This window comes from Aquabacterium humicola (assembly GCF_030167915.1).
GTDB classification, from domain to species: Bacteria; Pseudomonadota; Gammaproteobacteria; order Burkholderiales; family Burkholderiaceae_C; genus Pseudaquabacterium; species Pseudaquabacterium humicola.
Window position 1 is genome coordinate 1,681,859 of record NZ_JARGNB010000001.1, and the last position, 23,082, is coordinate 1,704,940.

Annotated in this window: 23 protein-coding genes; 15 read left to right on the top strand and 8 right to left on the bottom strand. The window is 69.8% G+C overall.

The genetic code is table 11. The features are described 5' to 3' along the window. Positions 1–19: 19 nt before the first annotated feature. From prfA to P1K89_RS07515, 5 genes are all read left to right on the top strand, one after another. Entirely contained in the window at positions 20–1,102 is a 1,083-nt protein-coding gene (gene prfA, locus P1K89_RS07495; protein ID WP_284615756.1) for a peptide chain release factor 1, read from the top strand. 5 nt (positions 1,103–1,107) lie between these two features. Continuing rightward, positions 1,108–1,941 (top strand): peptide chain release factor N(5)-glutamine methyltransferase, encoded by an 834-nt coding sequence (gene prmC, locus P1K89_RS07500; RefSeq protein ID WP_284615757.1) that lies wholly within the window; start codon positions 1,108–1,110, stop codon positions 1,939–1,941. A 109-nt stretch (positions 1,942–2,050) separates the two neighbouring features. Further along, the gene (locus P1K89_RS07505) at positions 2,051–2,581 is read left to right on the top strand and encodes a hypothetical protein (RefSeq protein ID WP_284615758.1); all 531 of its coding nucleotides are present in this window, start codon (positions 2,051–2,053) and stop codon (positions 2,579–2,581) included. Positions 2,582–2,688: 107 nt separating this feature from the next. Beyond that, positions 2,689–3,003, top strand: a complete 315-nt coding sequence (gene grxD, locus P1K89_RS07510) for a Grx4 family monothiol glutaredoxin (protein ID WP_284615759.1) — start codon at positions 2,689–2,691, stop codon at positions 3,001–3,003. Next, on the top strand, positions 3,000–3,578 hold the full coding sequence (locus P1K89_RS07515; RefSeq protein ID WP_284615760.1) for a UbiX family flavin prenyltransferase: 579 nt from the start codon (positions 3,000–3,002) through the stop codon (positions 3,576–3,578). Before grxD ends, P1K89_RS07515 begins: the two co-directional genes overlap by 4 nt. Positions 3,579–3,590: 12 nt before the next feature. On the opposite strand, the gene P1K89_RS07520 is transcribed toward P1K89_RS07515, so the two are convergent. Further along, complete coding sequence (locus P1K89_RS07520; protein ID WP_439897956.1) at positions 3,591–4,214, bottom strand: lytic transglycosylase domain-containing protein; 624 nt, start codon at positions 4,212–4,214, stop codon at positions 3,591–3,593. 55 nt (positions 4,215–4,269) lie between these two features. Further along, positions 4,270–6,012 (bottom strand): proline--tRNA ligase, encoded by a 1,743-nt coding sequence (locus P1K89_RS07525; protein ID WP_284615761.1) that lies wholly within the window; start codon positions 6,010–6,012, stop codon positions 4,270–4,272. Positions 6,013–6,186: 174 nt separating this feature from the next. On the opposite strand from P1K89_RS07525, the gene P1K89_RS07530 reads away from it, so the two are divergent. Then, positions 6,187–6,822 carry an RNA pyrophosphohydrolase gene (locus tag P1K89_RS07530; protein WP_284615762.1) on the top strand — a complete coding sequence of 212 codons (636 nt, stop codon included), beginning with the start codon at positions 6,187–6,189 and terminating at the stop codon, positions 6,820–6,822. On the opposite strand, the gene P1K89_RS07535 is transcribed toward P1K89_RS07530, so the two are convergent. After that, complete coding sequence (locus tag P1K89_RS07535; protein ID WP_284615763.1) at positions 6,823–8,265, bottom strand: wax ester/triacylglycerol synthase family O-acyltransferase; 1,443 nt, start codon at positions 8,263–8,265, stop codon at positions 6,823–6,825. A gap of 95 nt (positions 8,266–8,360) precedes the next feature. Between P1K89_RS07535 and P1K89_RS07540 the strand changes: the two genes are divergently transcribed. Then, entirely contained in the window at positions 8,361–8,615 is a 255-nt protein-coding gene (locus tag P1K89_RS07540) for an acyl-CoA-binding protein (protein WP_284615764.1), read from the top strand. A 70-nt stretch (positions 8,616–8,685) separates the two neighbouring features. On the opposite strand, the gene P1K89_RS07545 is transcribed toward P1K89_RS07540, so the two are convergent. Genes P1K89_RS07545 through P1K89_RS07555 form a run of 3 tightly spaced genes read right to left on the bottom strand, consistent with a single transcriptional unit; the run spans position 8,686 to position 12,165 of the window. Further along, on the bottom strand, positions 8,686–9,015 hold the full coding sequence (locus P1K89_RS07545) for a polyhydroxyalkanoic acid system family protein (protein WP_284615765.1): 330 nt from the start codon (positions 9,013–9,015) through the stop codon (positions 8,686–8,688). Positions 9,016–9,026: 11 nt separating this feature from the next. After that, on the bottom strand, positions 9,027–10,091 hold the full coding sequence (locus P1K89_RS07550) for an aminopeptidase (RefSeq protein WP_284615766.1): 1,065 nt from the start codon (positions 10,089–10,091) through the stop codon (positions 9,027–9,029). Positions 10,092–10,095: 4 nt separating this feature from the next. Further along, positions 10,096–12,165, bottom strand: coding sequence for a molybdopterin-containing oxidoreductase family protein (locus tag P1K89_RS07555; RefSeq protein ID WP_284615767.1), 2,070 nt, complete (start codon positions 12,163–12,165; stop codon positions 10,096–10,098). A 121-nt stretch (positions 12,166–12,286) separates the two neighbouring features. On the opposite strand from P1K89_RS07555, the gene P1K89_RS07560 reads away from it, so the two are divergent. The 8 genes from P1K89_RS07560 to P1K89_RS07595 all read left to right on the top strand — a co-directional run bounded on the left by P1K89_RS07560 (position 12,287) and on the right by P1K89_RS07595 (position 22,000). Then, a complete protein-coding gene (locus tag P1K89_RS07560) occupies positions 12,287–13,480 on the top strand; it encodes a M20 aminoacylase family protein (RefSeq protein WP_284615768.1) in 1,194 nt (397 codons plus the stop codon). Continuing rightward, positions 13,477–14,571: a M14 family metallopeptidase gene (locus tag P1K89_RS07565; RefSeq protein ID WP_284615769.1), complete on the top strand. Its 1,095-nt coding sequence runs from the start codon at positions 13,477–13,479 to the stop codon at positions 14,569–14,571. Before P1K89_RS07560 ends, P1K89_RS07565 begins: the two co-directional genes overlap by 4 nt. A 130-nt stretch (positions 14,572–14,701) precedes the next feature. Continuing rightward, positions 14,702–15,268, top strand: a complete 567-nt coding sequence (locus P1K89_RS07570) for an isochorismatase family protein (protein ID WP_284615770.1) — start codon at positions 14,702–14,704, stop codon at positions 15,266–15,268. 16 nt (positions 15,269–15,284) lie between these two features. Continuing rightward, positions 15,285–16,292, top strand: a complete 1,008-nt coding sequence (locus P1K89_RS07575) for a GlxA family transcriptional regulator (RefSeq protein ID WP_284615771.1) — start codon at positions 15,285–15,287, stop codon at positions 16,290–16,292. A gap of 211 nt (positions 16,293–16,503) precedes the next feature. Further along, entirely contained in the window at positions 16,504–17,883 is a 1,380-nt protein-coding gene (locus tag P1K89_RS07580; protein WP_284615772.1) for an NAD(P)-dependent oxidoreductase, read from the top strand. 15 nt (positions 17,884–17,898) lie between these two features. Next, on the top strand, positions 17,899–19,215 hold the full coding sequence (gene preA / locus P1K89_RS07585; protein WP_284615773.1) for an NAD-dependent dihydropyrimidine dehydrogenase subunit PreA: 1,317 nt from the start codon (positions 17,899–17,901) through the stop codon (positions 19,213–19,215). A 56-nt stretch (positions 19,216–19,271) separates the two neighbouring features. After that, positions 19,272–20,714, top strand: coding sequence for a dihydropyrimidinase (hydA, locus tag P1K89_RS07590; RefSeq protein ID WP_284615774.1), 1,443 nt, complete (start codon positions 19,272–19,274; stop codon positions 20,712–20,714). Positions 20,715–20,725: 11 nt separating this feature from the next. After that, on the top strand, positions 20,726–22,000 hold the full coding sequence (locus P1K89_RS07595) for a Zn-dependent hydrolase (RefSeq protein ID WP_439897957.1): 1,275 nt from the start codon (positions 20,726–20,728) through the stop codon (positions 21,998–22,000). 33 nt (positions 22,001–22,033) lie between these two features. Here the strand turns inward: P1K89_RS07595 and P1K89_RS07600 are convergent, their stop codons facing one another. After that, entirely contained in the window at positions 22,034–22,834 is an 801-nt protein-coding gene (locus tag P1K89_RS07600) for a sterol desaturase family protein (RefSeq protein ID WP_284615775.1), read from the bottom strand. Positions 22,835–22,843: 9 nt separating this feature from the next. Continuing rightward, positions 22,844–23,005: a PEP-CTERM sorting domain-containing protein gene (locus P1K89_RS07605; RefSeq protein WP_284615776.1), complete on the bottom strand. Its 162-nt coding sequence runs from the start codon at positions 23,003–23,005 to the stop codon at positions 22,844–22,846. Positions 23,006–23,082 lie beyond the last annotated feature (77 nt).

Here is a 23,082-nt window from a genome sequence, read left to right on the forward strand (position 1 = left end):
GCCGCGGGCCATGCCGCCCATGAAAGACGCCCTGCGCCACCAACTGCAACGCCTCCAGATGCGGCTCGCCGAGCTGGACGCCCACCTGGCTGATCCGCAGCTCACCGCCGACATCCAGCGTTATCGACAGGTGGCGCGCGAACAGGCCGAAGCGGCGGCGATCGTCGAACGCTTCCAGGCCTACGAGCAGCGCGAGGCCGACCTGCGCGCGGCGCGCGAGCTGCTGGCCGATCCCGAGATGGCCGAGATGGCGCGCGAGGAGATCGACGCCGCCGAGGCCGATCTGCAGCGCCTGCTGGCCGAGCTGCAGACCGCGCTGCTGCCGCGCGACCCCGACGACGGCCGCAACGCCTTCGTCGAGATCCGCGCCGGCACCGGCGGCGAAGAATCGGCGCTGTTCGCCGCCGACCTCGCGCGCATGTACCTGCGCTTCTGCGAGCGCCGCGGCTGGCGTATCGAGGTGATGAGCGAAAGTGCATCGGACCTCGGCGGCTACAAGGAGCTGGTGCTGCGCGTCGAGGGTGATGCCGTGTACGGCCAGCTGAAGTTCGAGTCCGGCGGCCACCGCGTGCAGCGCGTGCCGGAAACCGAATCGCAGGGCCGCATCCACACCAGCGCCTGCACGGTCGCGGTGATGCCCGAGCCCGACGAGCAGGCCGAGGTGACCATCAACCCGTCCGAACTGCGCATCGACACCTTCCGCGCGTCCGGCGCCGGCGGCCAGCACGTCAACAAGACCGACTCGGCGATCCGCATCACGCACCTGCCGACCGGCATCGTCGCCGAGTGCCAGGACGACCGCTCGCAGCACCGCAACAAGGCCAAGGCGATGGCCGTGCTGCTGGCGCGGCTGCGCGACAAGGAACGCGGCGAACGCGAAGCCAAGGAAGCCGCGACACGCAAGAGCCTGGTCGGCACCGGCGACCGCTCGGACCGCATCCGCACCTACAACTTCCCGCAGGGCCGGCTCACCGACCACCGCATCAACCTGACCCTGTACAAGCTCGGCTCGATCATGGACGGCGAGCTCGACGACGTCGTCGATGCGCTGAAGGCCGCGCAGGCCCAGGCACAGCTGGCGGCGCTGGAAGGCGCAGCCTGAGCGTCATGTCGACCACGGTGCGCGAGGCGCTGGCCGCGGCGCGTGCACAGGGCGTCGATCGCCTCGACGCCCAGCTGCTGCTGGCCTTCCACCTGCACCGGCCACGCGCGTGGTTGATCGCGCACGACGATCAGCCGGTCGCAGCGGCGTCGATCTCGCCCTACGCGGCCGACATCGCCCGCCGCGCCGACGGCGTGCCGCTGGCCTACCTGCTCGGCGAGCGCGAGTTCCACGGCCTGCGGCTGCAGGTCACCCGCGACGTGCTGGACCCGCGGCCGGACACCGAGACGCTGGTCGACTGGGCGCTCGAACGGCTTGCGGCGCCGTCGATGCCGCCGACGGCGGAGGTCGTGGACCTCGGCACCGGCAGCGGCGCGATCGCGCTGGCGATCGCTCACCGTCATCCCACCGCGCGCGTGACGGCCACCGACCTGAGCCCGAAGGCCCTGGCCGTGGCACAAGACAACGCACAGCGCCTCGGCCTCGCTGTGCAATGGGCCGAAGGCGCGTGGTGGTCGGCGCTGCCGGGGCGGCGGTTTCACCTCGCCGTCTCGAACCCGCCCTACATCCGCGGCGACGATCCGCACCTGGCCGCGCTGAGGCACGAACCCCTGCTCGCGCTGACCCCTGGCGGCGATGGCCTCGATGCGCTGCGCGCGATCGTCGGCGGCGCGCCGGAGGCCCTGCGGCCGGGCGGCTGGCTGCTGCTCGAGCACGGCTGGGACCAGGCGGATGCGGTCCAGGCGTTGCTGCGCGGCCACGGCTTCGACGACGTGCAGACACGTGCCGATCTGGCCGGCCGGCCCCGCTGCACCGGCGGCCGTCGCGCCGCGGTCTGAAGCATCCTCGCTTCCCACGAAATAACGCGCGAACGCCCGCTTTCAATTGCGCACGGCGGCGGTCGGGCGGCGTAGTATGGACAGCACAGCCAACTTCGAGGAGAGGATCATGCGTTCGACCCTTGTCCTGGCTTTCGCCTTGTTCGGCGCGTCCGCGCAAGCGGCCGGCGACGGGCTGACCGCGTCGCCCGACGCGTTCGGCAGCAGCCGATGGGGCGCCCGCATCGAAGTCGACACCACGCCGCTCTACGGCCACTGGGCCGGCCAGCCGCTCGGCCAACCGCTCGGCCAATCGAGCGTGGTGCAGATGACCCGCCTGCTCGGCGACTACCACCTCGACACCCTGAAGTTCGGCCAGACCAGCGGTCTGCGGCTGACCGGCGGCCTGCTGCTGAACCAGCGCAGCGGCCTGATCGGCAACGAACCGCGCACGGCGCAGCCCTACCTCGGCATCGGCTACGCGGGCGCCGGACTGCGTGGCGACTGGGGCTTCAGCGCCGACGTCGGCTTCGCGGCGCAGAACCCGGGCGCCGTCGGCCAGCTCGGCCGGGCGATCAACGGCGGCCTGGACTTCGGCGACGCCTGGAAGCAACTGCGCGTGCAGCCGGTGATCCGCTTCGGCGTCAGCTACAGCTTCTAAGCCTCGCCGCGGCATGCGGCCTTGACGCCGTCGCCGGCCGCGGCATGCGCTTTGCCGTATAAAGCCGGATCGATTTCCATCTGCCGGACCCCATTCCGATCATTGCCATGAGCGACGTTCAACAACGCATCGACGACATCGTCAAGGGCTCGCGCGTCGTGCTCTTCATGAAGGGCACCAGCCAGTTCCCGATGTGCGGCTTCTCCGGCCGCGCGATCCAGGTGCTCAAGGCCTGCGGCGTCAACGAGCTGACCACCGTCAACGTGCTCGAGGACGAGGCCATCCGCCAGGGCATCAAGGAGTACGCCAACTGGCCGACGATCCCGCAGCTGTACATCGACGGCGAGTTCGTCGGCGGCTCCGACATCATGATGGAGATGTACCAGTCGGGCGAGTTGCAGCAGATGCTGGCGCCGGCGTGAGCATCGCCCCGGTGCCGAGACTCGTCGTCGGCATCACGGGCGCCACCGGCGCGGCCTACGGCGTGCGGCTGCTGCGGCGCGCCCGCGAACTGGGCCACGAGACCCACCTCGTCGTCACGCCTGCCGGCGTGCTCAACCTGCACCATGAGATGGGCCTGGATCGCGCCGCGGTCGAGGCCCTCGCCGACCGTTCGTATGCGGTCTCCGACGTCGGTGCCTGCATCGCCAGCGGCAGCTTCGCGACCGCCGCGATGGCCGTCGCACCGTGCTCGATGCGCACGCTCGCAGCGATCGCGCACGGCCTGTCGGACAACCTGCTGACGCGGGCCGCGGACGTCACGCTGAAGGAACGCCGGCCGCTGCTGCTGATGGTGCGCGAGACGCCGCTGAACCTCGCGCACCTGCGCAACATGACCGCCGTCACCGAGATGGGCGGCATCGTCTTCCCGCCGCTGCCGGCCTTCTACCACCGGCCCGCGTCGATCGAGGAACTGGTCAACGACACCGTCGAGCATGCGCTCGCGCTGCTCGGTGCGCAGCACGCGACGCCGAAGGCCTGGGCCGGCCTGCGCTGAACCCGGCGCCGCTCAGGCCGGCGGCGGCGGCTCCCACAGCTTGCGCGTCGCGAACACCGCGTTCGGATACTCCGGCCGCCCGCGACTGCCGTTGTAGCGACCCAATGTGAGGAACAGGTCGCCGCGCTCGATGTCGAGGTAGTGACGCAGGATCACGCAACCGAAGCGCAGGTTGGTCTGCATGTGGAACAGGCGCGCCGGGTCGCCGTCGCCGATCAGCTTGGTCCAGAACGGCATCACCTGCATGTAGCCCCGGGCGCCCGCCGAGCTGATCGCGTACTTGCGGAAGCCGCTCTCGACCTGGATCAGCCCGAGCACCAGCGCCGGCTCCAGGCCCGCGCGCTTGCTCTCGTACCACAGCGTCTCGAGGAACTCGATGCGCGTGCGCGCCTCGCTCTTGCGGCGCTTCAGCCGCTCGCTCATCGCCCCCAGCCAGCGCAGGTAGGCGAGGCGATCCTCGATCTCGGTGAAGCTCGGCTTCGGCGGTGCCGCGCTGGCGATGGCCGCCGACAGCGCGGTGCGCACCGAGTCGATCAGCGGCTCTTCGGCCTGCGCACCGGCCTGCACCGGCGCAGCCGGCCACCACGCGCCGGCGGCGATCGCCGCGAGCCCCGCGCGACGGCTGACCCCGGTCACTCGGCGGCCTCCGTGCTGCAAACGCCGGCGTTCCCCTTCGGGCGGCCGCGCGGGCTCACGCCGAGAGGCGCTCCTTGACGAGCGCCGCCGCCTCGGCCAGCGCCACCGTCGACGCCTGGTCGTCGCGTCGTCCCTGCACCTCGACCGTGCCGGCCTTCAGGCCGCGGTCGGAGATCACGACGCGCAGCGGCACGCCGATCAGCTCCCAGTCCGCGAACATCGCGCCGGGGCGCTCGCCGCGGTCGTCGAGCATCACGTCGATGCCCTGGCGCTCGAGCGCATCGTGCAGCTGCGTCGCGGCCGCGCGCACGTCGTCGTTGCGGTCGTAGCCGATCGGGCAGATCACCACCGCGAACGGGGCGATGGCCGCCGGCCAGACGATGCCGCGCGCATCGTGGTTCTGCTCGATCGCCGCGCCGAGGATGCGCGTGACGCCGATGCCGTAGCAGCCCATCTCCATCAGCTGCGGCTTGCCGTTCTCGTCGAGGTAGGTCGCGTTCATCGACTTCGAATACTTCGTGCCGAGGTAGAACACGTGGCCGACTTCGATGCCGCGCTGGATCGCGAGCACGCCCTTGCCATCCGGCGACGGATCGCCGGCGACGACGTTGCGGATGTCCGCGACCAGGTCGGGCTCGGGCAGGTCGCGGCCCCAGTTGACGCCGGTAAGGTGGAAGTCGGCGTCGTTCGCACCGCAGACGAAGTCGCTCATCTTCGCGACGATGCGGTCGGCGATCACCTTCACCGGCTTCTTCGTTCCGATGGGGCCGAGGTAGCCCGGCTTGCAGCCGAAGTGGTCCTCGATCTCGGCGACGGTCGCGAAGCGCCAGCCGGCCTTCAGCCCCTCGACCTTGCCGGTCTTGATTTCGTTGAGCTCGTGGTCGCCGCGCACGAGCAGCAGCCACACCGTCGACTTCACGATGTCGCCGGCGTCGTTCTTCTCGTCGGTGGCGAGCACCAGGGACTTCACCGTGCGCTGCAGCGGCAGGCCCAGCAGCACCGCGACATCCGCGCAGGTGCTCTTGCCGGGCGTCGGCGTCTTCGCCATCGCTTCGGTCGCCGAGGCCCGCTCACCGGGCGCGATGCCTTCGGCGAGCTCGACGTTCGCCGCGTAGTCGCTGGTCGGGCAGTAGACGATCGCGTCCTCGCCGGTGTCGGCGATGACCTGGAACTCGTGCGACAGGTCGCCGCCGATCGCGCCGGTGTCCGCGGCCACCGCGCGGTACTGCAGGCCGAATCGATCGAAGATGCGCTTGTACGCCGCGAACATTAGGTCGTAGCTCTTCGCCGCGCCCTCGCGGTCACGGTCGAACGAGTACGCATCCTTCATCGTGAACTCGCGCCCGCGCATCACACCAAAACGCGGACGGCGCTCGTCGCGGAACTTGGTCTGGATGTGGAAGAAGTTCCGCGGCAGCTGGCGGTAGCTGCGCAGCTCCTGCCGAGCGATGTCGGTGATGACCTCTTCGGAGGTCGGCTGCACGACGAAGTCACGCTCATGCCGGTCCTTCACGCGCAGCAGCTCGGGGCCATAGGCCTGGAAGCGGCCCGACTCCTGCCACAGCTCGGCAGGCTGCACCACCGGCATCAGCAGCTCGACGGCGCCGGCGCGCACCATCTCCTCGCGGATGATGGCCTCGACCTTGCGGATCACGCGCAAGCCCATCGGCATGTAGTTGTAGATGCCCGCCGACAAGCGCTTGATCATGCCCGCGCGCATCATCAGCTGATGGCTGATCACCTCGGCATCGGCGGGCGCTTCCTTCAGGGTGGCGATGAAGAACTGGGAGGCTTTCATGGGCGACGGGGTGAAGTCTCTGCGTGCGGCGTGAAGCGGCGTGGAACTGAGGACTGGCCTGAAGCGGCCTGCACCGAAGGCCCGATGCCGGGGAAGCCATGCGGGTAAGCGAGGGACGCTGCCCGCACTGGGCCGGTGCAATAATTATTTCAATTCTGAGTATTGGGGTTGATTATGCTCGACCGTGAAGGCTTCAGGCCCAACGTCGGCATCATCCTGCTGAACTCGCGCAACCAGGTCTTCTGGGGCAAACGGCTACGCACGCATTCGTGGCAGTTCCCCCAGGGCGGCATCAAGTACGGCGAGTCTCCCGAGCAGGCCATGTTCCGCGAGCTGCACGAGGAAGTGGGCTTGCGCCCCGAACACGTGCGCATCCTGGCGCGCACCCGCGACTGGCTGCGTTATGAAGTGCCCGAGCACTTCATCCGCAAGGACGCGCGTGGGCACTACAAGGGCCAGAAGCAGATCTGGTTCCTGCTGCGTCTGGTCGGCCGCGACTCCGACCTCGACCTGCGCGCGACGGACCATCCGGAATTCGATGCCTGGCGCTGGAACGAGTACTGGGTGCCGCTGGACCTGGTGATCGAGTTCAAGCGCGACGTCTACCAGATGGCACTGAGCGAGCTCGCGCGCTACCTGCCGCGCGTGAACCATCACAACCGCTACCTGCGCACCGGCATGCGGCCGCGCCACCACGACGAGCTCAGCACCTCGCCGGCGCCGCTGCAGGACCACGAAGCGGAGGGGGTGGCAGCCGAACCGATCGATCCGGCAGCGCCGCAGCCGTCGATCGACGGCAAGCTGGCCTGATCAGGCCGCGCCGTTCTGCCCGGCCCAGGGCAGCATCATCGTCAGCCACACGAGCTTGTCGAACTCGGGCTCGAAGCCGTCGATGATCGCCTGCGGATCGGGGCACAGCGCGTGGTCGGTGATCAGGCCGAACTGCACGCCGCCGCCGTAGCTGAGGATGCTGACGCCGACACCGATGTTGCCGGACGAGGGCACCCAGAACATCGTCTGGCGCAAGGTCGAGCCCAGGAACTGCAGCGGCTTGGCCGGCCCCGGCACGTTGGTCATCACCGCGGTGGCCTTCTTCGCGAACATGTTCAGCACGGCGTCCTGCACCGGCTTGACGAACAGGCCGGTGATCGACAGCACGGCGAACGCGAGCAGCGGCTGATAACTGCCCTTGAGATCGGCCATGCGCGCGCGCACGGCGAACACGCGCTCGACCGGATTCGGGATGCCGATCGGCAGCACCAGCGGCGCCAGGCCGAAGCGGTTGCCGAGCTGCCAGGCCTTCTCCAGCGGCCGCAGGTTCACCGGCACCATCGCGCGGATCTCCTTGCCGTCGGGGTCGTCGCCCCGCTCGCGCAGATAACTGCCGATCGCACCGGCCACGCAGGACAGCAGCACGTCGTTGATCGAGCAGCCCAGCGCCTTGCCGATGGCCTTGACCTGGTCCAGCGGCAGCGGCTCGCCCCAGGCGACGACCTTCTTGCCGTCGGGCTGGCCCTTCAGCGCGGTCGGCGAATCGTCGGTCATCATCGCGATCGACGCGACGTCGTTGACCACCTGCAGCCCTGACCGCGCCATGTCGATCGAGCCCAGCAGCGGCTGCTGCGGGTTGGCCAGCATGTCGATCGACTTCTGCATGCCGCCGCTGTACATGCCGATGGCCTTGATCGTCATGTCCGACAGCGGCTTCAGCACCGCGTCGGACAGCCAGTCGGCCTCGGCGTCGTCGACCGGCTCGCGCTTCTTGCGCTGCGGCGGGTCGTTGCCGCCGTCGGTGATCGACAGCATCACCGAGATCAGCGCGATGCCGTCGGCGATGCAGTGGTGGATGCGGGCGATCAGGGCGCTGCCGCCTTCGTAGTCCTCGATCAGGTGCATCTGCCACAGCGGGCGCGACGGATCGAGCGCCGTCATCGCCAGCTCGCCGCAGCGCTGCTGCAGAGCGGCGCGTTCGCTCTGGCCCGGCGCGCGGTGCAGCTTCTCCACCAGCACGTGCTCGGTGATGTCGAAGTCCTCGTGCTCGACCCAGCTCGCGCCCATCGCATCGGCCACCGCGCGCTGGTGGAAGCGGCCGTACTTCAGCAGCTTGTCGGCGACCCGCTCCCGCAGCGCCTCGAGCCCGATCTTGGGCGTCAGCATCCAGACACCGACGATCATCATCAGGTTGACGTCGTTGTCCATGCGCAGCCACGCGGTGTCCACCCGCGACATGCGGCTGCTGGCGACGTCATTCATGCGCTTCTCCTCGGTACGCTTCTCTAGGGCCCGGACCACGATGCTGGGTAACATCGCCGCCGTCAAGACCGATTTTCACGCAAGGAGCAGCGCGCATGGCCGACCTGAAGTCCCAATTCGAACAAGCCGTCGCCGACAGCAAGAACCTGCCGGAGAAGCCCGACAACATGACCCTGCTGAAGATCTACTCGCTCTACAAGCAGGCCAGCGCCGGCGACGTCGAGGGCAAGCGCCCCGGCTTCACCGACATGGTCGGCCGCGCCAAGTGGGATGCCTGGAACGAGCTGAAGGGCAAGTCGGCCGACGAGGCGATGCAGGAATACGTCGACCTGATCGAATCCCTGAAGTAGTCCAGTCCGATCCGGGTTTCCCGGTCGGACTGATCCCCTCGGGGGACCAGCCCGAAGGGCTGTAGGGGGCTCAGACTTTCGGTTTCTTCTTCGCCGGGGCCTTCTTGGCTCCGGCGCTCAGCACCGCATCGAGCTGCTTCTCGATCTCGGCCTCGATCGTCTTCGAGAACGCGCCGAGCAGGAAGCCGAGCTTGGCCTGCAGGTCGAAGTGGTCGGCGGCGACGATCAGCTGCCCCTTCACGCCCGAGCGCGTGAACTCCACGGTGTCGCTGTACTCGCCCTCGACCACCGTGCACTCCATGTCGAACTTCTCTTCGACCTTCTCCGCCCAATCCCACGCGACCTTGCGCGCCTTCTCCAGTCCGAGCTGGTGATCACGGTGGATGCGGATATCGGGCATGAGGTCCTCTGCTAGCGGCTGATCGCCGCGAGTGTGTCGCGCCGCTGGTCGTGCGGCAAGGCGGCCAGGCGCTTGGCCTCGGCATGCAGCCGGGCGAAGTCGCGGCCTTCGCGCTCGAAGAGCTTCTCGAAGGCGGGCACCAGCTCGTCGTAGGCGGCCTGCACGCCCAGCGACGCGTTGTTGGCGCGCTGCGCCCAGGCGTCGTAACCGGCATAGCCGCCCCAGGCTTCGGTCTTCAGGCGCGCGAGCTCGGCGCGCATGCCGGCGAAGATCTCGGCCTTGCGCTGGCGCTTGAGCTCATCGCTGACGTCGCTCTTGTACAGGGCCTCCAGCGACGCCCGCGTGCGCGCGCTCAGCAGGCGGAAGTCGGCGCGGCGCCGTTCGAAGGCCGCGTCGTCGACGTCGCTCAAGGCCCGGTGTTGCCGCCAGCGCTCGCCGCCCAGGCGTTCGACGGCGGTGGCGAAGGACTCGTTGAAAGTCGTGTCGCCGGCCGCATAGGCCACCTGGTGCGCGAGCTCGTGGAAGATCAGGCGCGCCAGCTGCGCTTCGGGCCAGTCGATGAAGGTGTTCAGCAGCGGATCGCCACCGAGCCAGTTGGTCCAGCCGAGCGTCGAGTACGCCGGCACGCCGTAGACGTTGACATCGAACTTCTCGGCTTTCAGGTCCTCGGCGAGCGCGTCCGCGGGCTTGCGGTCGAAGTAGCCGCGGTAGCCCACGCAGCCGACGACCGGGAAGCACCAGCGCTTCAGTTCCAGCGACAGCTCCGGCGTCGCGACCACGTTCCACACCACCGCGTTGCGCTGCAGGTCGGCATAACTGCGGTAGCTGCGGTTGTCGGGCAGCTTCAGTTCCTTGACCGCGAAGTCGCGGATCTCCTGCGACAGCTTCAGCCGCTCGCGCAGCTTGGCGGGCGTCGCGCCGTCGGCCAGCCAGTCGTCGACCGGGCGGGCGCGCCGCATGATGTCGAGGTGGCCGCCGAGCGACTGCGCGTAGTAGCCGATCGTCGAACAGCCGGCCAGCCCGGCGCCGGCCACCGCCACCAGCAGCAGGGCCCAGCCGAGGCGGCGTCGGCTCATGCCCTCACTCCGCCACCACCTCCACCAGGCAGTCGTAGAAGGTCGGTGCGCGGCCGATGTCGGTCAGGCGCTGGCTGGTCAGTTCGTTGACGTTGGTGCCGTCGCGGCCGAGCTTGCGCCACCAGACGCCCAGGCCGTTGACCACGCCGGGCCGCGCGCGCGCGTTGAGCGCCGCCTTGCAGCGGTAGCTGCCGCGGTCGTTGAAGATCCGCACCGGCATGCCGTCGGCGATGCCGCGCGGCGCGGCATCGGCCGGGTGCATCTCGACCAGCGGCTCGCCTTCGACCGCGCGCAGGCTCTTCACGTTGACGAAGCTGGAGTTCAGGAAGTGGCGCGCCGGCGGCGAGATCATCGCCAGCGGGAAGCGCTGCGCGAGCTCGGGCGCCGACCGCACGGCTTCGTAGTTCGGCACGAAGTCGGGCACGCCGAGGCCGGGCGCGTTCACCTGGACCTTGGCCGAAGGCGTCGGGAAACCGCCGTCGGCAAACGGCAGCTCGGGCACCGGCAGCCTGACCCAGCCCTGCTCGCGCAGCGCGGCCATGTCGATGCCGATCAGCGCCTGCGCGGCGAGCTGCTCGTCGCTGTCGTACAGGCTCGGCTCGTCGAGGTCCATGCGCGCGGCGAGCTCGCGGAAGATCTGCGTGTTCGGCTTCGCCTCGCCGAGCGGCGCGACCGCCGGCTGGTTCATCAGCACGTAGGTGTGGCCGTAGGAGCCGTGCAGGTCCAGGTGCTCCAGCTGCGTCGTCGCGGGCAGCACATAGTCGGCATGGTCGGCGGTGTCGGTCATGAAGTGCTCGAGCACCACCGTGAAGAGATCCTCGCGCTGGAAGCCCGCAACCACCTTCGGCGATTCGGGCGCCACCGCGACCGGGTTGCTGTTGTAGACCACCAGCGCCTCGATGCGCGGTCCGAACGCGGGCGAGCTCTCGCGCAGCAGGTCGTCGCCGATCGTGCTCATGTTGATCGTGCGCGGGCGGCGCGCGCCGAGCAGGTCGGGCCGCTCCAGCGCGGCGGCGTTCTTGTGCGCCTTCAGCCAGCCCGACGCCGACAGCAGCATGCCGCCGCCGCGCTTCTTCCAGGCGCCGGTCAGGCAGGGCAGCAGCGCGATCAGGCGCACCGCATTGCCTCCGCCGTGCACGCGCTGCATGCCGTAGTTCAGGCGGATCGCGGCCGGCGCGATGGTCGCGTAGTCGCGTGCAAGGCCGCGCACGGTGTCGGCATCCAGGCCGCAGACCGCCGCCGTGCGCTCCGGTGTCCAGGCCAGCGCCTTGTCGCGCAGTGGCTCGAAGCCGTCGACATGGCGGTTGATGTAGTCCTCGTCGAGCCAGCCGTTGGTGATCAGTTCGTGCATCAGCCCGAGCGCCAGCGCCCCGTCGGTGCCGGGCAGCAGCGCGATGTGCTGGTGGCATTTTTCGGCGGTCTCGGTGCGGCGCGGGTCGATGCAGACCAGCTTCGCGCCGTTGCGCTTGGCCTGCTGCGCGAAGGTCCAGAAGTGCAGGTTCGAGGTGATCGAGTTGCTGCCCCAGATCAGGATCAGCTTCGCGTCGACGAAGTGCTCGAGGTGCATGCCGAGCTTGCCGCCGTAGGTCGCGGCCAGGGCGTCGCCCCCCGCTGACGAACAGATCGTGCGATCGAGCAGCGAGGCGCCGAGGTGATGGAAGAAGCGCGCGGCGATGCTCTCGCCCTGCAGCATGCCCATCGTGCCGGCGTAGCTGTAGGGCAGAACGGCCTGCGGCTCGCGCGCGGCGATGGCCTTCAGGCGCGCGGCGATGTCGTTCAGGGCCTCGTCCCAGCTGACCGGCACGAACTGGCCGCTGCCCTTCGGACCGGTGCGCTTCAGCGGCCGCAGCACGCGTTCCTCGTGGTAGGTGCGCTCGGGATAGCGCGACACCTTGGTGCACAGCGCGCCGTGGGTCGGCGGATGGTCCGGGTCGCCCTGCACGCGCGTCACCCGGCCGTTCTCGACGGTGATCTTCAGCGCGCAGGTGTCGGGGCAATCGTGCGGGCAGGCGCCGCGCACGGTGCGGACGGTGGTGGCGCTGTCGGTGGCGGCGGCGGTGGCGGCGACGTTCATGCGGCAACTATTGCACAGCACCCCTGCGGGGCGTGGGCGCGGGGGCACGCGCGTAAACTGGCCCGCTCCTGCCTGGGCAAGCACCGCCCCCGACCCCGCCCCCATAAGGAGCCTCCCGGTCATGCGCCTGATCGAATCCATCCTCGCCGACGCGGCCTCCATCGCCACGCTGCGCCGCGACATCCACGCCCATCCCGAGCTCTGCTTCCAGGAGCAGCGCACCTCCGACCTGATCGCCAAGTCGCTCGAAAGCTGGGGCATCCCGGTGCACCGCGGCCTCGGCACCACCGGCGTCGTGGGCATCATCAAGAACGGCACGTCGCCGCGCGCGCTCGGCCTGCGCGCCGACATCGACGCGCTGCCGATCACCGAGCGCAACACCTTTGCCCATGCCAGCCAGCACGCCGGCAAGATGCACGCCTGCGGCCACGACGGCCACACCGCGATGCTGCTCGCGGCGGCCAAGCACCTGGCCAAGCATCGGAATTTCGACGGCACCGTGTACCTGATCTTCCAGCCGGCCGAAGAAGGCGGCGGCGGTGCGCGCGAGATGATCAAGGACGGCCTGTTCGAGAAGTTCCCCATGGAAGCCGTCTTCGGCACGCACAACTGGCCGGGCCTGCAGGTCGGGCAGTTCGCCTTGAAGAGCGGCCCCTGCTACGCGTCGAGCAACGAGTTCAAGATCACCATCAAGGGCAAGGGCGCGCACGGCGCGATGCCGCACTTGGGGCTGGACCCGGTGCCCGCCGCCTGCCAGATGGTGCTGGCCTTCCAGACCATCGTCTCGCGCAACCTGCGGCCGATCGACACCGGCGTGATCTCGGTGACCATGCTGCACACCGGCGAGGCGACCAACGTGATTCCCGAGAGCTGCGTGCTCGAAGGCACGGTGCGCACCTTCACCAGCGAGGTGCTGGACCTGATCGAGCGCCGCATGCAGCAGGTGGCCGAGTCGACCGCCGCCGCCTTCGAGTGCAGCTGCGAGTTCGAGTTCGTGCGCAACTACCCGCCGACCATCAACCACGAGGCCGAGACCGAGTTCGCGCGCCGCGTGCTGGGCGAGGTGGTCGGCGCGGAGAACGTCGTCGAGTTCGAGCCGACGATGGGTGCGGAGGACTTCAGCTACTATCTGCAGCACAAGCCCGGCTGCTACTTCATGATCGGCAACGGCGACGGCACGCACCGCCACAGCGGCCATGGCATGGGCCCGTGCATGCTGCACAACCCTAGCTACGACTTCAACGACGACCTGATCCCGCTGGGCGCGACCGCCTGGGTGCGCCTGGCCGAGACCTGGCTGAACACGCCGCGATGATCGCGATGGCCGCCGAAGACTTCTTCGCGCAGACGTATGCCGAGGCGCGCGGCAAGTTCCTGGCCGCGGTCGATGCCGCGGGGCTGGACGTGCACAGCCACCCGCACCCGATGCTCGGCCGCGACGGCGAACCGCTGGCGATGGACGTGGTGCGCGACGGCCCGGCCGATGCGCCAGCCGTGCTGCTGCTGACCAGTGCCTGCCACGGCGTCGAGGGCTACTGCGGCTCGGGCGCGCAGATCGCGCTGCTGGGCGACGCCGAGTTGCGCGGCCGCGCGCACGACCGCGGCATCGCGCTGCTCTACATCCACGGGCTGAACCCGTACGGCTTCTCGTGGTGGCGGCGCACGACGCACGAGAACGTCGACCTCAACCGCAACTTCCACGACTTCCACCAGCCGCTGCCGCACAACGCGGCCTACGACGAGATCGCGCACTTGCTGGTGCCGCCGCAGTGGCCGCCAACCGAACAGCTGCAGGCCGACGTGCAGCGCTACATCGCCGAGCGCGGGCTGAAGGCCTGGCAGGCCGCCATTTCGGGTGGGCAGTACGCGCATCCGCAAGGCCTGTTCTACGGCGGCGTGAACCCGACCTGGAGTCAGCAGACGCTGCGCCATGTGCTGCGCGACCACGGCCGCCACTGCGCACGCCTGGGCTGGATCGACTTCCACACCGGCCTGGGGCCCAGCGGCCACGGCGAGCGCATCTTCGCCTGCCGCGACGATGCCGCGGCGCTGGCACGCGCCCGTGCCTGGTGGGGTCCGGAAGTGACCTCGATCTACGACGGCTCGTCGTCGTCGGCCGTGCTGCAGGGGCTGATGTGGCTGGCCGCGTACGAGGAATGCCCGCAGGCCGAGTACACCGGCATGGCGATGGAATACGGCACCGTGCCGATCGAGGAAGTGCTGGACGCGCTGCGCGGCGACCAGTGGCTCGAGAACCATCCGGAAATCGGCGCGCCGCAGAAGGACGCCATCAAACGCCGACTGCGCGACGCGTTCTACACCGACACGCCGGAATGGAAGCAGCGCATCGTCGAGCAGGCGATCGAGGCGGCGCACCAGGCGGTGGACGGGCTGGCGCAGCGCTGACGGCCCGGCAGGCGGGTTGAACGCGCCTATCCATCACGATGTCCGTTTCTGACCGCCGCTTGTCCGGCGGCGGCACTGCGGTCACACTGCGGCGGTGCCACGATGCAGGCCTTCACCCGAGGAGTCCCGCATGTCCACCGCCCTGCTGCTGATCGACGCCCAACAATCCTTCCGCGCCCGTCCGTATTGGACCGAAACCGACGCACCGGCCTTCCTCGAGCGCAGCAATGCGCTGCTGGCCGGCTGCGCCGAGCGCGGCATCCCGATCGTGCGCATCTTCCACACCGACGGCCCGCGCGAGGCGGCCAACGCCTTCGCGCCCGAAAGCGGCCTGATCCGCCCGATCGACGGCCTCGCGCCCTACGACGCCGCGGTCACGGTCGAGAAGCACCGCCACAGCGCGCTGGTCGGCACCGGGCTGGGGGTGTGGCTGCACCAGAACGGCATCCGCCGGCTGATGATCGCCGGCATCCGCACCGAGCAGTGCTGCGAGACGACCGCGCGCCATGCCAGCGACGAAGGCTGGGAGGTCGACTACATCACCGAAGCGACGCTGACCTTCGACATGAAGACGCCCGCCGGCGACACGCTGAGCGCCGCGCAGATCCGCGAGCGCACCGAGACCGTGCTGGCCGGGCGCTTCGCGCGCATCGTCACCGTTGACGAAGCGCTCGCCCGTGCAGTGGCGGCGGCCTGAGCCGGATGGCCTTCGGATGGACCGCACGGCCGGCCTGACGCTGCCGCCGGCAGCGCCGATCGACGTGCTGTTCGTCGTGCTGCCGGACACGCTGCTGCTCGACCTCGCGGGGCCGGCGGAAGCCTTCCGGCTCGCCAACCAGGTGCTGCAGCGGCGCGGCCGGCCGGCCGCCTTTCGGCTGCGCTACGTGGGGCCCCAGGCCGAAGTGCCCTCGTCGGTCGGCCTGTCGCTGGCCGGCATCGAGCCGCTGCCCGACACCTTCGACGCGCCGACCTGGGTCGTACTGCTCGGCCGCCCCGGCGAAGCGGCGCAGGTCGTGCGCCGGCAACGACCGTGGCTGTCGGTGCGCGATTGGCTGGGCCGCGTGCTGCCCCCCCTGCTCGACGCGCCCGGCACGCCGCACCGGCTGCTGACCGTCTGCGTCGGCGCCTTGCTGGCAGCCGACGCCGGCCTGCTCGGCACGCGCCGCTGCACCACGCACCATGAACTGCTCGACGCGCTGATCGCGCTGGCGCCGCGGGCCCAGGTGCTCGCGAACCGGCTGTGGGTCGAGGACGGGCCGCTCCTGACCAGCGCCGGCATCACCGCCGGCATCGACCTCGCGCTGCACTGCATCGCGCAGCACGTCGGCGACGCCCTCGCCGCGACCGTCGCGCAGGTGATGGTCGCGCCCGGCCGGCGCGGCAGCCTGGACCCGCAGCGTTCGCCGCTGCTGCAGTTCCGCGACCACCTGCACCCGGCGCTGCACCGCGTGCAGGAATCGGTTTGCGCGCGGCCGGGCGATCACTGGTCGGCCGAGGCGCTGTCGGCGATCGCGCATGTGACGCCGCGGCAGCTGGCGCGGCTCTTCCGCCAGCACACCGGACTGACGCCGCGGGACTACGTCGAGCATGTGCGCAGCACGCTGGCGCAGCAGGCGCTGGACCGCGGCGCGCGGACCAGCCAGGCGGTCGACCTCGCCGGCTTCCGCTCCGACCGCCAGTGGCGGCGCGCGCGCCAGCGCCAGCAGCGCGCACCGAGCTGACGGCGGCCTGTCCGCAACGGGTGCACGCAGCCGCCGCCGCCTGGTGCGCCGGCGCACCAGCGCGTGCCGCGCGCCGAGGGTCGGCGGGGGTTTGTACGGGGTCGTCACATGGCACGTCCCTTGCGTAATATCCGTCGAATCCTGACCAAACGGTCAGCTTCGCGGTGATCCCGGGCCACCCTGCGCGCTCGGGCGTCAGGAGCCTGAAGCGGTGTCCACCCTCTCCCCCACCGGCACGGAGGCCGCGGCGCCCGAAGTGCGCGCCGGACGGCTCGATGCCGCGCAGTACCAGAGCCATTTCGGCGACGCCGCGCCGCGCTATTCGCGCACGCAGGCGCTGGTCGAAGCCGAGCGCTGCCTGTACTGCCACGACGCGCCCTGCGCGACGGCCTGCCCCACCGGCATCGACGTGCCCAGCTTCATCCGCCGCATCGCCGAGGACAACGTGCGCGGCGCAGCGAAGACGATTCTCGAATCGAATCCGCTCGGCGGTACCTGCGCGCGCGTCTGCCCCACCGAGCTGCTGTGCGAGCAGGTCTGCGTGCGGGTCGCGCAGCAAGGCAAGCCGGTCGAGATCGGCCGCCTGCAGCGCTACGCGACCGATGCGGTGATGGACAAGCCGGTCAGCACGCTGTTCACGCGCGCCGCGTCCACCGGGAAACGCATCGCGGTCATCGGCGCCGGCCCGGCCGGCATGGCCTGCGCGTTCGGCCTCGCGCGCCTCGGGCATGACGTCGTGCTGCATGACGCGCGCCACAAGGGCGGCGGGCTCAACGAATACGGCCTCGCGTCGTACAAGACCGCCGGCGGCTTCGCGCAGAGGGAGCTCGACTGGCTGCTCGGCATCGGTGGCATCACGCTGCGCTGCGACTGGCGGCTCGAATCGGCCGCCCAGCTGCAGGCGCTGCGCGGCGAGTTCGACGCGGTCTACCTCGCGATCGGTCTCGGCCGTACCGAGCCGCTGAAGCTGCCCGGCGAGGACCTGCCCGGCGTGCGCGACGCCGTCGACTTCATCGCCGAGCTGCTGCAGACCGCCGACAAGTCCACGCTGCCGATCGGCCGCCGGATCGTCGTGATCGGCGGCGGCATGACCGCCGTCGACGCCGCGGTGCAATCGAAGCTGCTGGGTGCCGAGGAAGTGCACATGGTCTACCGCCGCGGGCCCGAAACGATGGGCGCCTCGGCTGCCGAGCAGGACTGGGCGCAGACCAACGGCGTGACGATCCACCACTGGCTGGCGCCCGAGGCCTTCGAGGGCGAGGCCGGCCGGCTGATGGCCGTGCGCTTTGCGCGTCAGCACTTGCAGGACGGCCAGCTGGTCGCCGACGGCACGCATGAGCTCTTCGCCGCCGACATGGTGTTCCGCGCCGTCGGCCAGAAGCTCGATGCGCGGCTGCTCGAGGGCCTCGGGCTCACGCTGCAGGCCGGTCGCATCGTCGCCGACGACGACGGCCTGACCGGCGTCGACAGGCTGTGGGTCGGTGGCGACTGCCGCTTCGGCGGCCGCGACCTGACCGTCGAGGCGGTCGAGGACGGCAAGCGCGCCGCGCAGAGCATCCATGCCACGCTGACCGGCTCCGGTCGCCACTGACGTCGAAGGTCCACCATGGCTGACCTCACGAACCACTTCGCGGGCATCAAGAGCCCGAACCCGTTCTGGCTGGCCTCTGCGCCGCCCACCGACAAGGCCTACAACGTGCACCGCGCCTTCGAGGCCGGCTGGGGCGGCGTGGTCTGGAAGACACTCGGCGAAGAAGGCCCGCCGATCGTCAACGTCAACGGCCCGCGCTACGGCGCGCTGCTGTCGCCGGACCGCCGCATGCTCGGCTTCAACAACATCGAGCTGATCACCGACCGGCCGCTGCAGCTGAACCTGCAGGAGATCCGCGAGGTCAAGCGCGCCTGGCCCGACCGCGCGCTGGTGGTCTCGCTGATGGTGCCGTGCACCGAGCAGGCCTGGAAGGCGATCCTGCCGATGGTCGAGGACACCGGCTGCGACGGCGTCGAGCTCAACTTCGGCTGCCCGCACGGCATGAGCGAGCGCGGCATGGGCTCGGCGGTCGGCCAGGTGCCCGAGTACATCGAGATGGTCACGGCCTGGTGCAAGCAGTACAGCAAGCTGCCGGTGATCGTGAAGCTCACGCCGAACATCAGCGACATCCGCAAGCCTGCGCTGGCCGCCAAGCGCGGCGGCGCCGACGCGGTGAGCCTGATCAATACGATCAACTCGATCATGGGCGTCGATCCGGCCTCCCTGACCATCAGCCCGTCCACCGGCGGCAGGGGCTCGCACGGCGGCTACTGTGGCCCGGCGGTCAAGCCGATCGCGCTGAACATGGTGGCCGAGATCGGCCGCTCGCCCGACACCGCGGGGCTGCCGATCTCGGGCATCGGTGGCATCGGCACGTGGCGCGACGCGCTGGACTTCATCGCGCTGGGCGCCGGCAACGTGCAGGTCTGCACCGCGGCGATGGCTTTCGGCTTCAAGATCGTTCAGGAGATGGCCGACGGCCTGTCGAACTACATGGACGACATGGGTTTCCGGACCACCGAGGACTTCCGCGGCCGCGCGCTGCCCACCGTCACCGACTGGCAGTACCTGAACCTCAACGCCGTCAGCAAGGCGGTGATCGACCAGGACAAGTGCATCCAATGCGGTCGCTGCCACATCGCCTGCGAGGACACCTCGCACCAGGCGATCACCGCGACGCTGGACGGCCGGCGGCACTTCGAGGTCAAGGAAGACGAGTGCGTCGGCTGCAACCTGTGCGTCACCGTCTGCCCGGTGCCCGAGTGCATCACGCTGCGCACGCTGGCGCCGGGTGAGGTGGATGCGCGCACCGGCCAGCCCGTCAGCGCCGTCGTGGCCGACTGGACGACGCATCCCAACAATCCGATGCGAAAGACGGCGGCCACCGCTTGACGCAGGCCGACGCCCGGCGCACGCTTTCCTGTTCCGACCATCCGTAAGGAGCGGCGATGAAACCCCTGTTGATCCGTGGCGGCACCGTCGTCAATGCCGACCGTGAATTCCGTGCCGACGTGCTGTGCGCCGAAGGGCGCATCGTGCAAGTCTCACCATCCATCACCGCGCCCGCCGGGGTCGAAGTGCTGGATGCCGGCGGCCGCTACGTGATGCCCGGCGGCATCGACCCGCACACGCACATGCAGCTGCCCTTCATGGGCACGGTGACGCGCGACGACTTCTACTCGGGCACTGCGGCGGCGCTGGCCGGCGGCACGACGATGATCATCGACTTCGTGATCCCCGATCCGAAGGAACCGCTGATGGCGGCGTTCCGCAAGTGGCGCGGCTGGGCCGAGAAGGCGGCGGCCGACTACAGCTTCCACGTCGCGGTGACCTGGTGGGACCAGACCGTGCACGCCGACATGGGCCTCCTGGTGCAGGAAGAAGGCGTCAACAGCTTCAAGCACTTCATGGCCTACAAGAACGCCATCATGTGCGACGACGAGACGCTGGTGAACAGCTTCCGCCGCGCGCTGGAGCTGGGCGCGATGCCGACGGTGCACGCCGAGAACGGCGAGCTCGTCTTCCTGCTGCAGGCCGAGATGAAGGCCAAGGGCATCCTCGGGCCCGAGGGCCATCCGCTGTCGCGTCCGCCGGCGGTCGAGGCCGAAGCTGCGCAGCGCGCGATCGCCATCGCCGACGTGCTGAACGTGCCGATCTACATCGTGCATGTGTCCAGCGCCGAGAGCGCCGACGCGATCGCCCGCGCCCGCGCCCGCGGCCAGCGTGTCTACGGCGAGGTGCTGGCCGGGCACCTGGTGCTCGACGACAGCGTCTACCGCGACCCGCGCTTCGAGTTCGCGGCCGGGCACGTGATGAGCCCGCCGTTCCGCGCCAAGGGGCATTCGCAGATGTTGTGGCGCGGCCTGCAGGCGGGCTACCTGCACACCACCGCCACCGACCACTGCACCTTCTGCGCCGAGCAGAAGGCTGCTGGCAAGGACGACTTCTCGAAGATCCCGAACGGCTGCGGCGGCGTCGAGGAGCGCCTGGCGGTGATCTGGGACGAAGGCGTCAATCAGGGCCGCCTGACGCCGACCGAGTTCGTCGCCGTCACCTCGGCCAATGCGGCGAAGCTCTTCAACATCTACCCGCGCAAGGGCTGCGTCGTCGAAGGCGCCGATGCCGACCTGATGCTGTGGGACCCGAAGTCGACGAAGACGCTGTCGGCGAAGACCCAGCGCTCGCTCGGCGACTTCAACATCTTCGAGGGCCGCACCGTGACCGGCCTGGCGACGCACACCGTGGCCGCTGGCAAGCTGGTGTATGCCGACGGCGACCTGCGCGCCGAACGCGGCGCCGGCAAGTACGTCAAGCGCCCGGCCTTCGGGCCGCAGTTCGACGCGCTGGCGAAGAAGGCGCAACGCGAGGCGCCGGTGCCGGTGGAACGCTGAAGGAGACCACGATGGACATGAAGACCAAGCCGCTGCCGGACAAGGTCAAGGGCCTGCGCATCAATGGCGAGCGCCTGTGGGACTCGCTGATGGAGCTGGCGAAGATCGGCGCGACCCCCAAGGGCGGCGTCTGCCGGCTCACGCTCACCGACCTCGACAAGCAAGGCCGCGACCTCGTCAGCCGCTGGGCGAAGGAGGCCGGCCTGACGGTCACGATCGACAAGATCGGCAACGGCTTCCTGCGCCGGCCCGGCCGCAACAACAGCCTGCCGCCGGTCGTCACCGGCAGCCACATCGACACCCAGCCCACCGGCGGCAAGTTCGACGGCAACTACGGCGTGCTGGCCGGCCTGGAGGTGGTGCGCACGTTGAACGACCACGGCATCCAGACCGAGGCACCGATCGAAGTGGCCTGGTGGACCAACGAAGAAGGCTCGCGCTTCGTGCCGGTGATGATGGGCTCGGGTGTCTTCGCCAAGGCCTTCACGCTGGAGCATGCCTATGCCGCGAAGGACGTGGAGGGCAAGAGCGTCAGGGACGAGCTCGAACGCATCGGCTACATCGGCTCCGAAGAGCCCGGCGAGCACCCGATCGGCTGCTATTTCGAGACCCACATCGAGCAGGGGCCGGTGCTGGAGGACAACGGCAAGACGATCGGCGTTGTCACCGGCGTGCTCGGCATCCGCTGGTACGACTGCGTCGTCACCGGCATGGAAGCGCATGCCGGCCCGACGCCGATGGCACTGCGCAAGGATGCGATGCAGGTCGCCGCGAAGCTGATGCAGGAAGTGGTGGCCTGCGCGCACCGCCATCCGCCGCACGGCCGCGGCACGGTGGGCATGGTGCAGGTGTTCCCGAACAGCCGCAACGTGATCCCGGGCCGGGTGAAGTTCTCGATCGACCTGCGCAATGCCAGCGATGCGATCTGCGACGCGATGGACGCGGACATCCGCGGCGTCGCGGCGAAGCTCAGCGCCGAGACCGGCCTGCCGATTGAGATCACCCCCGTGTCGGCCTACCCGGCGCAGCCGTTCCACCCGGACTGCATCAACGCGGTGCAGGCGGCGGCCGAGACGCTGGGCTACAGCAACATGCCGGCCGTTTCCGGCGCGGGGCACGACGCGGTCTACATGGCGCGGCTGGCGCCGGCCGGCATGATCTTCATCCCCTGCAAGGACGGCATCAGCCACAACGAGATCGAGAGCGCCGAGCCCGAGCACATCACCGCCGGCGGCAACGTGCTGCTGCACGCGATGCTGGAGCGGGCGGGGGTGGCCGAGGGCTAAGGGCCCCGCAGCGGCCGGCGGGCTGTCCGCCGGTCAACGCTGCAGCGGCAGCGAGACCAGCAGCCGCGGCAGGCTCAGCTGCCGCGGCTCGCGCCATTCGGCCAGACCGAACTGCATCGCCGCTTGCCCATCGGCGGGCGCCGCGCGCCAGCTGCCGAACCAGCGGTCCCACACCGACAGCAGCACGCCGAAGTTCGACATCGACTCGTCGACCCGCACCGAGTGGTGCACGCGGTGCAGGTCCGGCGTCACCAGCACCGGGCGCAGCACACGCTCCAACGCCGCCGGCAGCCGCACGTTGCCGTGCGTGAAGTAGCCGGACAGCAGCGTCAGCAGGTCGGACAGCAGCACCGCCAGCGGCGGCGCGCCGAGGCTGACGATGGCCGCGGCCAGCGCCGACTGCGTCAGCAGCGCCTCCAGCGGATGGAAGCGCAGCGCGATCGTGCAGTCGTAGTCGAGGTCGCTGTGGTGCACGCGGTGCAGCCGCCACAGGCCGGGCCAGTGCATCGCGCGGTGAGTGGCCCATCGCACGAGGTCGAGCACGACCACCAGCAGCGGCACCTCGATCCACGCCGGCAGCTCGATGAGGGCGAAGAGCCCCCAGCCGTGCGACGCCGCCAGCGCCGCCGCCGCCAGGCCGGCCAGCGGCAGCGCGACGCGCACGAACAGCTGGTTGATGAACAGCAACCCGAAGTTGCTGATCCAGCGCGCGCCGAGCGGCACGCTCGAAATGCGAAATGGCGCTGCGGTTTCCCACAGCGCCATCGCGGTGAAGCCGCCGATCAGCGCGGCGACGTACAGGGGGCCGGCATGGCCGAGCAAAGCCTCGGCCATCGGGCGGAATTACTTCTTGCGATTGCGGATCGTGACGATCACGGCGGCGACGCCGGCGATCGCGAACAGCGCCCAGGTCTCGGGTTCCGGCACCGGTTGCGTCGTGCCGGCGAAAGCGGCGAAAGGCAGCAGGGCGGCAGCGGCGGCCGTCAGGCGCTTGGCGAAGCTCATTCGTTTCTCCTGGAGCGGTGTAACTGTTGGTGCCGCAAGCCTAATCGGGCCCTGTCCAGCGTCAACCCCCGTCCCGG

Bases quoted from the DNA above. Each gene is read 5' to 3' on its own strand.
- P1K89_RS07600 (WP_284615775.1), bottom strand. From the start codon at position 22,834: ATGGCCGAGGCTTTGCTCGGCCATGCCGGCCCCCTGTACGTCGCCGCG.
- P1K89_RS07525 (WP_284615761.1), bottom strand. From the start codon at position 6,012: ATGAAAGCCTCCCAGTTCTTCATCGCCACCCTGAAGGAAGCGCCCGCC.
- P1K89_RS07555 (WP_284615767.1), bottom strand. From the start codon at position 12,165: ATGAACGTCGCCGCCACCGCCGCCGCCACCGACAGCGCCACCACCGTC.
- grxD (WP_284615759.1), top strand. From the start codon at position 2,689: ATGAGCGACGTTCAACAACGCATCGACGACATCGTCAAGGGCTCGCGC.
- P1K89_RS07550 (WP_284615766.1), bottom strand. From the start codon at position 10,091: ATGAGCCGACGCCGCCTCGGCTGGGCCCTGCTGCTGGTGGCGGTGGCC.
- P1K89_RS07570 (WP_284615770.1), top strand. From the start codon at position 14,702: ATGTCCACCGCCCTGCTGCTGATCGACGCCCAACAATCCTTCCGCGCC.
- P1K89_RS07535 (WP_284615763.1), bottom strand. From the start codon at position 8,265: ATGAATGACGTCGCCAGCAGCCGCATGTCGCGGGTGGACACCGCGTGG.
- preA (WP_284615773.1), top strand. From the start codon at position 17,899: ATGGCTGACCTCACGAACCACTTCGCGGGCATCAAGAGCCCGAACCCG.
- P1K89_RS07540 (WP_284615764.1), top strand. From the start codon at position 8,361: ATGGCCGACCTGAAGTCCCAATTCGAACAAGCCGTCGCCGACAGCAAG.
- prmC (WP_284615757.1), top strand. From the start codon at position 1,108: ATGTCGACCACGGTGCGCGAGGCGCTGGCCGCGGCGCGTGCACAGGGC.
- P1K89_RS07565 (WP_284615769.1), top strand. From the start codon at position 13,477: ATGATCGCGATGGCCGCCGAAGACTTCTTCGCGCAGACGTATGCCGAG.
- P1K89_RS07545 (WP_284615765.1), bottom strand. From the start codon at position 9,015: ATGCCCGATATCCGCATCCACCGTGATCACCAGCTCGGACTGGAGAAG.
- P1K89_RS07595 (WP_439897957.1), top strand. From the start codon at position 20,726: ATGGACATGAAGACCAAGCCGCTGCCGGACAAGGTCAAGGGCCTGCGC.
- P1K89_RS07560 (WP_284615768.1), top strand. From the start codon at position 12,287: ATGCGCCTGATCGAATCCATCCTCGCCGACGCGGCCTCCATCGCCACG.
- P1K89_RS07530 (WP_284615762.1), top strand. From the start codon at position 6,187: ATGCTCGACCGTGAAGGCTTCAGGCCCAACGTCGGCATCATCCTGCTG.
- P1K89_RS07575 (WP_284615771.1), top strand. From the start codon at position 15,285: ATGGACCGCACGGCCGGCCTGACGCTGCCGCCGGCAGCGCCGATCGAC.
- P1K89_RS07505 (WP_284615758.1), top strand. From the start codon at position 2,051: ATGCGTTCGACCCTTGTCCTGGCTTTCGCCTTGTTCGGCGCGTCCGCG.
- P1K89_RS07605 (WP_284615776.1), bottom strand. From the start codon at position 23,005: ATGAGCTTCGCCAAGCGCCTGACGGCCGCCGCTGCCGCCCTGCTGCCT.
- hydA (WP_284615774.1), top strand. From the start codon at position 19,272: ATGAAACCCCTGTTGATCCGTGGCGGCACCGTCGTCAATGCCGACCGT.
- prfA (WP_284615756.1), top strand. From the start codon at position 20: ATGAAAGACGCCCTGCGCCACCAACTGCAACGCCTCCAGATGCGGCTC.